Origin of the sequence: Streptomyces sp. 150FB (assembly GCF_000818195.1) — a bacterium.
GTDB lineage: Bacteria > Actinomycetota > Actinomycetes > Streptomycetales > Streptomycetaceae > Streptomyces.
This window is the reverse complement of the sequence record NZ_JTHL01000001.1, coordinates 7,014,263-7,024,461: the sequence shown is the minus strand read 5'-3', so window position 1 is coordinate 7,024,461 and position 10,199 is coordinate 7,014,263. Positions and strand designations below refer to the sequence as shown.

The window sequence follows — 10,199 nt, the reverse complement described above, 5'->3', positions numbered from 1 at the left end:
TCGGCGATGGCCCGCGCCGCGTCCTTGAGCCGCCGCTCCTCGGCGGCGAGGAGACGCTCCAGCTCGGCCCGGTGCGCGACGGTGTCCTCCAGCGCGTGCTCCGCCGCTTCGAGCGCGGCTTCCAGCTCCGCCTCCTGCTCACGGATGCGGGCCGCCTCGCGCTCCATGTCCTCGGGGTCGCGGCCCCTGCGCTCGTCCGTGGGAACGGCTGTGGCGCTCTTCACGCGCGCGTCGGCCAGCGAGATCGTGCCGCGCACCCGCTCGGCGAGCTGCGACAGCTCGTACCAGGTCTGCTGGGCGCGCTGGAGGCGCGGCGCGAGACGCGCCACCTCGGCCTCCAGCTCCGTCTCCCTGGTCAGCGCCGTCCTGAGCCTGGCCTCCGCGGCCTCCTTGCGCTGCTTGAGTTCGGCCTCGTCGGCGATCTCCGTACGCAGCGCCTCGCGCAGCCTCACCAGGTCGTCGGCGAGCAGCCGCAGCCGCGCGTCGCGCAGATCGGCCTGGATGACCGCGGCCCGCCTGGCGACGGCGGCCTGCCGGCCGAGCGGTTTGAGCTGGCGGCGCAGCTCGTCGTTGAGGTCCTGGACCCGTGCGAGGTTCGCCTGCATCGCGTCCAGCTTCCGCAGCGCCTTCTCTTTGCGCTTGCGGTGTTTCAGTACGCCCGCGGCCTCCTCGATGAAGGCCCGGCGGCCCATCGGGTCGGCGTGCAGTACGGAGTCGAGCTGGCCCTGTCCGACGATGACGTGCATCTCGCGGCCGATACCGGAGTCGGAGAGCAGTTCCTGGATGTCGAGCAGCCGACACGTATCGCCGTTGAGCTGGTATTCGCTGCTGCCGCCCCGGAACATGATCCGCGTAATGGTCACTTCGGCGTAGTCGATGGGCAGCGCGCCGTCGGAGTTGTCAATGGTGAGAGAGACCTCGGCGCGGCCGAGCGGTGGTCTGCCGGTGGTCCCGGCGAAGATCACGTCTTCCATCTTTCCGCCGCGCAGCGACTTCGCTCCCTGTTCGCCCATGACCCAGGAGAGCGCGTCCACGACATTGGACTTGCCCGAGCCGTTGGGACCCACCACGCAGGTGATTCCCGGCTCGAAGCGCAGCGTCGTGGCTGAGGCGAAGGATTTGAACCCGCGCAGGGTCATGGCCTTGAGGTGCACGCCGCCGGACTCTACCGCGCTCTCATCGTCCTCCGGCGGTTTCACCGCCGAACGTGCAGGGCACATCAGACGTTAAGAAAGCAGCCCGGTCACCAAGGGCGCTTCAAAGAGGCTTCGTACAACGGGAGATGAAAGAAAGAAGGGACGCCGAAGCGTCCCTTGCATATTCTCGCGAGAGCATTCGCTCACCCGACCCCGACGGGGGCTGTCATCAGGTGAGTGCGGGCTCCGCCTGAGGCACGTCGATGTCGATGCTGTCGAACAGCGACTCGCCCGAGTGCTGTGCGACGGCGGCATTCAGCGTGTCATTCTCGGACTGGATCCGTACGAGTTCGGATTCGAGGTCCTGGACGCGCTGCTGAAGCCGTCGCATCTCGGCGAGAAGTCGCGGGTCGGAACCGCCGACGTAACCGAGAAGCGCCTTTGCCATGATGGATGGTCCTCCACACTGAGTGACCGACCGGATGCGGTACTGGTCATAGGGGAATGAGCAGCCGCGGGGCCTGGCAGCTTGTTAATCACTGCTGTTCCTACTGCCGAACAGCTAAGGCCCGCGTGGTTTCCAGAGTCTCACCAAAAAGTTTGACGGTCAACACGATCACACACCGTACGGACGGGCAGCCCGGTGGGCGCGGCCGCTGGACACGCGGCGTCGCCTCTGCCTCAGGGGCCCTTGGTGCGTCGGGATCATCGTTAACCGGGCAGCCTGGCACGGTTGTCCTTGTCTGGCAACCACCAGGTCATCACAGGGGAACGCATGTGCCCCCGGCACTTTCAGCGGCTCTCCCCCGCTTTCCCGGCGCCGCGCGACCGGGTGACGGTCACCGGATGGCGAAGGACTCGTAGCCGCCCCTGGGGGTGTCCCAGATCTCAGTTACTCCGTCGACGCGCCCGGGTGTGTCGCCGGAGCGGAGCCAGTCCAGCAGACGGTGGCAATTCTCACGCCTCCCCTCGGCGACGACCTGCACCCTGCCGTCCTCCAGATTGAGGGCGAATCCGGTGAGCCCGCCGACCTCCAGAGCGTTTGCCCTGGTGAACCAGCGGAAGCCCACCCCCTGTACCCGGCCGCGCACCCAGGCGGTGAGCCGTACTTCTTCGTCCATGCAGGAAAGCTAGCCCCCCGAATGCTCCGCGCACCCGGCGGGCCCGGACGCCATGGCGTACTGTCCTGACGAAATGAGCCTCACTCGTACGGGTGAGACACGTTGACGGTTGAGAGCGCACGAGGAAGGCACAGCAGATGGGACGCCATGGACGCTCCGCTGCCCAGCCCGCCCCCGAAGAGGCCGGCTCCACGGGACGGCACCGGGCGGGCGTACGCCCGAAGAAGCGGTTCGGTACGCCCGTACGCACGGGACTGCTCGGCGCCTCTGCCGCCATGGCGGTGGGCGCGGTAGCCGTGGCCTCGGGCCTGCTGCCCGGCGGCGACCAGTACACGGTCGGCGGGAACCCCACGAACGGCGATCAGATACGCGCCGAGGGAACGTCCGACCCCCAGCAGCAGGGCGGCGAGAGCGCGGACCCGACGGATTCGCCCGCCGCTTCGCCCAGCGGGACCACGAGCCGCCCGCACGCCCCCAGCACCTCCCCGTCCCCCAAGACCCCGAAGCCCTCGGCCACGCATTCGAAGGCGCCGAAGCCCCCGGCGGGACCGCCCCAGGTGAAGAAGACACAGGCGCCGCCGCGCACGGCCCCCGCGCCCACGCCGACCGAGGAGCGCGCCGTCACCCCCGCGGCGCCCAGCTCCCAGGAGAACGCGGTGCTCACCCTGGTCAACCAGGAACGGGCCAAGGTGGGCTGCTCCGCACTCCGCGCCGACCCCTCGCTCGGCTCGCTGGCCCAGAACTTCAGCGACGACATGGCCGACCGCGGCTTCTTCGACCACACCAACCCGGACGGCAAGACCCCCTGGGACCGCGCCGACGCGGCGGGCGTCAAGAACCTCGGCGGCGAGAACATAGCCAGGGGCCAGGCCGACGCCCAGGCCGTGATGGACTCCTGGATGAACAGCGAGGGCCACCGCGCGAACATACTGAACTGCGACTACACCCGGCTCGGCGTCGGCGAGCACACCGGCTCCGGCGGACCGTGGTGGACCCAGGACTTCGGCTTCTGACACAGCCGCAGGTGACCCCGCCTCGTCGGCCAAGGCCGACGTGCCGGTCCACGCCAGGGTCGCAGAGCTCAGGCGATGCGGGCCGCAAGGTCATCGAGAGTCAAGAAGTACCTCGCGTGGGTCCGAAGCAGGTCGTCCCGGCTCTTGGCCGCGAGCACAACCACCTCGACGTTCGTACCACCGCCGAATTCCCTCTCGGCCTTGAGTCGCGCCGAGAAGGCGTCCCTGCGGTGCTCAAACTCCTGCTCGTGAAGCAGGCGACCCGCAGCGCGGTCATACACCACCAGGACATTCGTCATGTGCCCACGCTACCAAGATCGCGCTTCTGGGGGACCGGCTCCATGTCTTTCAACTGCTCACGGAAGTCGGCGAGCGCATCGTGGACAGATTGCCACCTGTGGACCGCAAGCTCACTGTTCATGTCCACATCGATCACCTCTAGATCCTCAAGAGCAGCGATGAGGTCACTTAGCGAGATGGCGGACTTGACCATGGCCACATGTATCGCGTAAGTGGCGTCGTAGACCTTCCGCACGAGAGCTGCCCTCCCGGGAGGCTCGTCCGGCGGGTGATCCAGGTCATCCCACCACTCCGCAGGAGGCTCGCCGTATCGGATCCCGCGACCAACTAGGTCGGCGAACTTCTCAAACATGTCGGCCCACTCGTGCTGCCACTTCGTCCTGACCTGGATCTCGACAGGTACCCCATCCGGAAAGACGACCAGATGCACCGCCCGGTAACCATGACTGGGGCACAGCCGACGGTCTACAAGCTTCGGCTCACGGCCCACTGTTGCGAACAGTTCTGCGATCGCGGCCACCACTTCGTCCTGCTCCCGCCGCCCACCGTCCACAACAACGCGCATGCCGGCCAAGTCCTGGATGCTTTTCAGCCACGAGCCCCCGTGCCGACGCAGCTTCTCCAGGATCGTTCCGGTGTTCTTAACTCGGCCCGTTGGCTCGTAGCCGAGGCGGCGAACCGCGCTGGTGGCACCCTCAAGCACCTCGTCATACGCCAGGAGAAGGTTGCCCAGATCCGCCAGGAGCGACTCCTCGGGAAGGGGCGTCTGCACCAGACGCTTCCCGAGGCGTTCGATTTGCGACTTGCTGAACGGCAACACCATGTCTCCGTTCTAGCACCTCCCACCTGCACGGATGGTTCGTTCGTGAACGACGACCGACAACGACCGTCACTGACCGCTCCCCGGCTGGTCAGAACGTCGCGCGTAGGGCGCACGGCCGGTGACTGACTCGGGGCGCAGGGACTTCGGCTTCTGATCCCGACCCGACCCGTCGCGTTCGCAACGTGGAGCGGTTACGCGATGGCGCGCGGCGGACGCTGGCAGCGCGGGCAGAAGTAGCTGGAGCGGTTCATCCAGGGGCTGCGGCGCATCAGGGTGTCGCAGCGGCGGCACGGCTCGTCCTCGCGTCCGTACGCGTCGAGCGTCCGGCTGAAGTAGCCCGATTCGCCGTTCACATTCACATACAGGCTGTCGAAGCTGGTGCCGCCGACGGCGAGCGCCGCGTTCATCACGTCCCTGGCGTGCCCGAGCAGCTCCAGGGCGCGCGGCCGGGTGAGGCTCGCCGTCGGGCGCTCGAAGTGGAGTCTGCTGCGCCAGAGCGCCTCGTCCGCGTAGATGTTGCCGACTCCGCTGATCAGGGACTGGTCGAGCAGCGCCCGCTTGACCGTCGTACGGCGCAGCCGCAGCGCGGCGCAGAAGGCGGCCTCGTCGAAGGCGGGGTCGAGCGGGTCGCGGGCGATGTGCGCGATGACGTCGGGCAGACCGTCCGGGGTGTTCTCGTGCAGCGAGAGCCCGCCGAAGGTGCGCTGGTCTACGAAGCGCAGTTCGGTGCCGAGGCTGTCGGCGAAGCGGATCCGTATCCGCAGGTGCTTCTCGTCGGGCGCGGTCTCGGGCTGCACGAGGAGCTGGCCGCTCATGCCGAGGTGTCCCAGGATCGATTCGTCGGTGTCGGCGAGCGGCAGCCACAGGTACTTGCCGCGCCGCCGGGCCTCGCCGATGCGGTGCCCCTTCAGCCGGGCCGCGAAATCCGTACCACCGGCGAGGTGGCGGCGTACGGCACGCGGGTGCAGCACCTCGGCCTCGGCGACGGTCCTGCCGCTGATCCAGCGCTCCAGGCCGCGCCGTACGACTTCGACCTCGGGCAGTTCGGGCACGGCGTCTCCTCCGGGGCGGCAGGCGGGACAGGTGAACGGGAGGCGCCCCTCGCGCCGGGGAACGGCGTGAGGGGCGCACCGGGAAGAAGAGCGCGGACAGTCAGGCGCTGGCCGTGTCCGCGGCGGTGGGCTCGGACGGGGCCGGAGATTCCTCGGGGGTCTCTCCGTCGACGGCCTTTCCGGCCGCCGCTTCCCGTTCGTCCGCCGCGGTCCTGATCGACCGCCACGCGGACTCCGCCGCCTGCTGCTCTGCTTCCTTCTTGCTGCGGCCGGTGCCGGTGCCGTACGAGACACCACCGACGCGGGCGGCAGCAGTAAAGGTTTTCTCGTGGTCCGGGCCGGTTTCCGTGACGAGATACTCGGGGACGCCGAGACTCTCCGCCGCGGTGAGTTCCTGGAGACTGGTTTTCCAGTCCAGGCCGGCGCCGAGGTTGGAGGACTTCTCGATGAGCGGGTCGAAGAGCCGGTGGATCAGCTCGGACGCCGTTTCGAGGCCCTGATCGAGATAGACAGCGCCGATCACCGCTTCAAGGGTGTCGGCGAGAATGGACGCCTTGTCCCGGCCACCCGTACCCTCTTCGCCCCGGCCGAGCCGGATGAAGGAGCCGAGTTCCAGACCGCGGCCCACTTCCGCCAGCGCACGCGAGTTGACTACCGCGGCCCGCAATTTGGCCAGTTGGCCTTCAGGCAGGTCGGGGTGGGTGCGGTACAGCGTGTCGGTGACCACTACGCCCAGCACCGAATCCCCGAGGAATTCGAGCCGTTCGTTGGTGGGCAGACCGCCGTTCTCGTACGCGAACGAACGATGGGTCAGCGCACGTACCAGAAGGGCGGGCTCAAGGTGGTAGCCGAGCCGCCCTTCCAGAAGCGTGGGGGACGAGGCTGTGCTGACATCTGTCTGTTTCTTGGTGTTCGACAGTTCAGACATGGAGCCTCTCACCAGCCGCTCAGACCTCGAGGACCTGGCGCTTGTTGTAGGTGCCGCAGCTCGGGCACGCGATGTGCTGGAGCTTCGGCTCCTGGCAGCGCTCGCACGCAACCAGGGTGGGGACCGCAGCCTTCCACTGCGACCGGCGGTGGCGCGTGTTGCTGCGCGACATCTTCCGCTTCGGAACAGCCACGGCTACTTCTCCTGCTTCTCGTCGGCGCCTGCTGCGGCGCCGTCCATGTTGTCCTTCTCGCCGGCCGGACCGGTATCGGCGAGTCCCTGCAATGCCGCCCAACGGATGTCGACGGCATCGTGGTGGTGGCCCGGATTCTCGTCCAGCCTGATCCCGCATTCGGAACACAGACCGGCACAGGTCTCCTGGCACATCGGCTGCATGGGCAGTGCGAGCACCACCGCGTCCCGCAGCACGGGTTCGAGGTCGAACAATCCGTCCTCGACGAAGAACATGTCCTCGTCCTCGGCGTCGTCGGCCGGCTCCGCACGGGTGCGGCCCCGGTCATCGGCGTCGTGGTACGAGAACATCTCCTGGAAGTCCGCCTCGACCTCTCGGCTCAGCGGCTCCAGACACCTTACGCACTCCCCCTCGACCGTCGCACGGGCGGTGCCGGTCGCGAGCACACCCTCCATGACGGATTCGAGACGGAGGTCGAGCTGTACGGGCGCGCCCTCGGGCGTTCCGATGACTCCGGCGATGCCGAAGTCCGGCGGGGCCGGTACCGAGCGGGACATCTTCTGAAGCGCACCGGGACGCCGCCCCAGCTCGTGTGTGTCGAACACGAGGGGGTTGCGGTGGTCGAGGCGCGCGTTCAGAACTGTCCCTGCTTTCGATTCGTGGGATGGGCCGCCGGTGTCGCTGAAGCGAAGCGGGCAGCCTGGATCGCGGACATACACGCGACCGAAGGGCCAGGATACCGGTCCGGCCGCCGTAGGCCCAATCCGGTCCCGGCCGGCCGCCTCAGTGCCCCTGCTCGTACCTGCGGAGCTGTTCGAGGTCGATCATGCTGGTGTCGAAGAGGCTGGTCTCGTCGAGGCCGCTCTGCTGCCCGGGGATCTGCGGCTGCTGCGGCTGCTGCGCCTGGGCGGCGTCGGGCTGCTGCGGCCAGCCGTACGCCTGGTCGTAGCTCTGGCCCTGCCCCTGGCTCTGCTCCTGGGCGTAGACCTGCTGCTGGTAAGCGTACGGGTCCTGCTGGTAGCCGTACGCGTCCTGCTGCTGGTATCCGGGGGCGTAGGTCGGCTGCTCGGCGTACGCGGGGTCCGTGTAGCCGGTCCCCTCGTAGCCGGTGCCGGTGTAGCCGGCGTCCTGGTAGCCGCCGGGGACGGCCGCCGGATAGCCGCCGGTGTCGGTGCCGTCGTAGGACTGCTGCCCCGCCGCCATGACCGGGTCGGGGACCTGGTCGGGAACCGCCGGCAGATCCGGTACGGCGGCCTGCTCCGCCGCCGCCCGCAGCGCCCCCGGGCGCGGGGTGCCCGCGAGGTCGGCGAGGAAGTCCTCGTCGCTCGTGTGGCCCTGCCGTCCGGCGGCGTCCTGGGCCGCCATGTGCGCGCCGAGCGCGTCCGAGTCGGTCCTGCCGTGCAGCTTCTGCCGGCCGCGGCCCACCGCGTCGAGCGTCTTGGACAGCACGGCCTCGAAGGCGCCGAGCTTGGCGTCCACGTAGTCGTCGGCGCGCCGGATCAGCGTGTCGGGATCGGCGCTGTACTCCGGGGCGTCGTCGTCCTCGGCGCTGTCGTACGTCTCGTCGGGGCCCGGGGCGCGGCCGAGCAGCTTCTCGCGGCCCCGGTCGACGGATCCGATGGTCTTGGTGAGGACGACCTCGAAGTTCGCGAGCTTGGAGTCGACGTAGTCGTCGGCCTCGGCGCGGATCTCCTCGGCGTCCCTGCGGGCCTCCGCGAGGATACGGTCGGCCTCGTCCTGGGACTGCCGGGCGACCTCGGTGTCGGAGATCAGCGTGGAGCGCTGCGCGTGCGCGCTCTCGATGATCCGCTCGGCCTCCTGCCGGGCCTGCTCGGCGAGCTGCTCATGGCCGCCGAGCATTTCCTGCGCCTGCGCCAGCGAACCGGGCAGCGCCTCCCGTACCTCTTCCAGCATCGCGAGCAGGTCGGCGCGGTTCACCACGCACGACGCCGACATGGGCATGGAGCGGGCGTTACCGACCGCGTCGACGATCTCGTCGAGCTTCTTCTGCACGTCCACCGAATGCTCGCCACTCTCTGAGGTTTGGAGACGGACGCAACGACTGTACGACCACTCGGCGCCCGGCGGACACCGGGTGACGAACCGTCAGTCTCTCAGCGTTCGCCGAGACGTTCGGTGAGGGCCGTCAGGACGGCCGGCGGCAGCAGGTGCGTGACGTCCCCGCCCCAGGTGGCGACCTCCTTGACCAGCGACGACGACAGGAAGCTGTAGACGGGGTTGGTGGGGACGAACAGCGTCTCCACCCCGGAGAGCCCTATGTTCATCTGCGCCATCTGCAACTCGTAGTCGAAGTCGCTGACGGCCCGCAGCCCCTTCACGATGGCCGGGATGTCGCGCTGCTTGCAGAAGTCGACGAGGAGCCCGTGGAAGGACTCCACCTCCACGTTGCCGAACTCGGCCGTGACCTCGCGGATCAGGTCGATCCGCTCGTCGATGCTGAACAGTCCCTTCTTGGACTGGTTGATCATCACCGCCACGTGTACGACGTCGTACAGCTTGGAGGCGCGGCCAATGATGTCGAGGTGTCCGTTGGTGATGGGGTCGAAAGACCCTGGACAGACGGCTCGGCGCAACTGAATTTCCTCCGGTCCGGTCATGACGCGTCTTCAGGCCCGGAGGCGATGTGGCCGTACCAGAGCGTTCCCTCACCGTAGCGACGTGACCGCAACGGCTCGAAACCCTCCGGCCAGCCGAATTCGCCGCCTCTGGTGCTGCGTTCCACGGTGACGACGGCATGGCCCGTGAGCCAGCCCTGAGTGCGGAGTGTGAGCAGAATCTCCCGAAGATCTTCGTCGGTGACACCGTACGGGGGGTCCAGGAAAACCAGGTCATAGGGGACGGCGGGCGCCGGTCCCGTCACGATCTGCTCCGCTTTGCCCGTACGGACCTCGGCACCGGCCAGCCCGAGCGTCCGCACGTTGTCCCGAACCGTCCGCGCGGCCCGCGCGTCCGCCTCGACGAGGAGCGCGTGCGCGGCACCACGGGACAGCGCCTCCAGCCCGACGGCGCCGGTACCGGCGTACAGATCGGCGATCCGGACCCCGTCGAGCGTCCCCAGGATCGACTGCCAACTGGAGAACAGCCCCTCGCGCGCGCGGTCGGAGGTGGGACGGGTACCGTCCCCCGGCGGAACGGCCAGGCGGCGTCCACGGGCGACACCGGCGATCACGCGGGTCATGGGTCCTCGGTTCATGAGCGAAGGTACGTACGGGGCCAGGTTAAGGGGGCGGTGTGCCTCGCGGCGGGCGGCCGTGGGTCTGGGCGGTGCGGTGGTTGTGGCCGGGTCGTGGTTGCGGTGCGTTGTGCGTGTGCCGGGCGCCGGGGCCTCCGGAGGCACATGTCCGGACGTGTGATTTACGGCGTCGTCACCGCGGAACGTGTTGCTTGAGGCGGTCGTGCGCCACAAATCTCACGTTAGCGTCCGGACACGTACCTCCTGCGACCCCGTCACCCTCCGTCGCAGTCGGCAAACCCGTAACGTCGCGCCCGGGGCCGTCAGTGCGGCGTTCCCGCAGGTCAAGGGGGGCGCGCAGGGGTGGTGTCCGGGATACTAACGCGTGATTTGCGGCGCACGACCGCATTCACCGGGCAGCCGCGGTGACGACGCCGTAA

General features: G+C 68.5%; 13 protein-coding genes. 1 reads left to right on the top strand and 12 read right to left on the bottom strand.

Annotated elements, in window-relative coordinates:
• The 3 genes from QR77_RS30175 to QR77_RS30165 form a co-directional block, all read right to left on the bottom strand.
• On the bottom strand, nt 1-1,154 hold a 1,154-nt coding region (locus QR77_RS30175), incomplete at its 3' end, for an AAA family ATPase (RefSeq protein ID WP_040028906.1).
• Between the two features lie 211 nt (nt 1,155-1,365).
• On the bottom strand, nt 1,366-1,584 hold the full coding sequence (locus tag QR77_RS30170; protein ID WP_040025155.1) for a hypothetical protein: 219 nt from the start codon (nt 1,582-1,584) through the stop codon (nt 1,366-1,368).
• A gap of 391 nt (nt 1,585-1,975) precedes the next feature.
• A complete protein-coding gene (locus tag QR77_RS30165) occupies nt 1,976-2,257 on the bottom strand; it encodes an acylphosphatase (RefSeq protein ID WP_040025154.1) in 282 nt (93 codons plus the stop codon).
• Nucleotides 2,258-2,394: 137 nt separating this feature from the next.
• Here QR77_RS30165 and QR77_RS30160 point away from each other — a divergent pair, with 137 nt between their 5' ends.
• Nucleotides 2,395-3,270, top strand: coding sequence for a CAP domain-containing protein (locus QR77_RS30160; protein WP_040025153.1), 876 nt, complete (start codon nt 2,395-2,397; stop codon nt 3,268-3,270).
• A gap of 68 nt (nt 3,271-3,338) precedes the next feature.
• Here the strand turns inward: QR77_RS30160 and QR77_RS30155 are convergent, their stop codons facing one another.
• From QR77_RS30155 to rsmD, 9 genes are all read right to left on the bottom strand, one after another.
• Nucleotides 3,339-3,569 (bottom strand): hypothetical protein, encoded by a 231-nt coding sequence (locus QR77_RS30155; protein WP_150130463.1) that lies wholly within the window; start codon nt 3,567-3,569, stop codon nt 3,339-3,341.
• Nucleotides 3,566-4,393, bottom strand: a complete 828-nt coding sequence (locus QR77_RS42480) for a hypothetical protein (RefSeq protein ID WP_052489155.1) — start codon at nt 4,391-4,393, stop codon at nt 3,566-3,568. The genes QR77_RS30155 and QR77_RS42480 overlap by 4 nt, the downstream gene beginning before the upstream one ends.
• 191 nt (nt 4,394-4,584) lie before the next feature.
• On the bottom strand, nt 4,585-5,445 hold the full coding sequence (mutM, locus tag QR77_RS30145; RefSeq protein WP_040025151.1) for a bifunctional DNA-formamidopyrimidine glycosylase/DNA-(apurinic or apyrimidinic site) lyase: 861 nt from the start codon (nt 5,443-5,445) through the stop codon (nt 4,585-4,587).
• Nucleotides 5,446-5,545: 100 nt separating this feature from the next.
• Complete coding sequence (rnc, locus tag QR77_RS30140) at nt 5,546-6,373, bottom strand: ribonuclease III (protein WP_040025150.1); 828 nt, start codon at nt 6,371-6,373, stop codon at nt 5,546-5,548.
• A 19-nt stretch (nt 6,374-6,392) separates the two neighbouring features.
• Nucleotides 6,393-6,566 carry a 50S ribosomal protein L32 gene (rpmF, locus tag QR77_RS30135; protein WP_030753522.1) on the bottom strand — a complete coding sequence of 58 codons (174 nt, stop codon included), beginning with the start codon at nt 6,564-6,566 and terminating at the stop codon, nt 6,393-6,395.
• Between the two features lie 2 nt (nt 6,567-6,568).
• Entirely contained in the window at nt 6,569-7,204 is a 636-nt protein-coding gene (locus QR77_RS30130; RefSeq protein WP_078877900.1) for a DUF177 domain-containing protein, read from the bottom strand.
• Nucleotides 7,205-7,349: 145 nt separating this feature from the next.
• Nucleotides 7,350-8,585: a cell division initiation protein gene (locus QR77_RS30125; protein WP_040025148.1), complete on the bottom strand. Its 1,236-nt coding sequence runs from the start codon at nt 8,583-8,585 to the stop codon at nt 7,350-7,352.
• Between the two features lie 95 nt (nt 8,586-8,680).
• On the bottom strand, nt 8,681-9,160 hold the full coding sequence (gene coaD, locus QR77_RS30120) for a pantetheine-phosphate adenylyltransferase (RefSeq protein WP_173476472.1): 480 nt from the start codon (nt 9,158-9,160) through the stop codon (nt 8,681-8,683).
• 20 nt (nt 9,161-9,180) lie between these two features.
• On the bottom strand, nt 9,181-9,765 hold the full coding sequence (gene rsmD / locus QR77_RS30115; RefSeq protein ID WP_040025146.1) for a 16S rRNA (guanine(966)-N(2))-methyltransferase RsmD: 585 nt from the start codon (nt 9,763-9,765) through the stop codon (nt 9,181-9,183).
• Nucleotides 9,766-10,199: the final 434 nt, after the last annotated feature.

Bases quoted from the DNA above. Each gene is read 5' to 3' on its own strand.
- QR77_RS30170 (WP_040025155.1), bottom strand. From the start codon at position 1,584: ATGGCAAAGGCGCTTCTCGGTTACGTCGGCGGTTCCGACCCGCGACTT.
- rnc (WP_040025150.1), bottom strand. From the start codon at position 6,373: ATGTCTGAACTGTCGAACACCAAGAAACAGACAGATGTCAGCACAGCC.
- QR77_RS30155 (WP_150130463.1), bottom strand. From the start codon at position 3,569: ATGACGAATGTCCTGGTGGTGTATGACCGCGCTGCGGGTCGCCTGCTT.
- QR77_RS42480 (WP_052489155.1), bottom strand. From the start codon at position 4,393: ATGGTGTTGCCGTTCAGCAAGTCGCAAATCGAACGCCTCGGGAAGCGT.
- QR77_RS30165 (WP_040025154.1), bottom strand. From the start codon at position 2,257: ATGGACGAAGAAGTACGGCTCACCGCCTGGGTGCGCGGCCGGGTACAG.
- QR77_RS30160 (WP_040025153.1), top strand. From the start codon at position 2,395: ATGGGACGCCATGGACGCTCCGCTGCCCAGCCCGCCCCCGAAGAGGCC.
- rsmD (WP_040025146.1), bottom strand. From the start codon at position 9,765: ATGACCCGCGTGATCGCCGGTGTCGCCCGTGGACGCCGCCTGGCCGTT.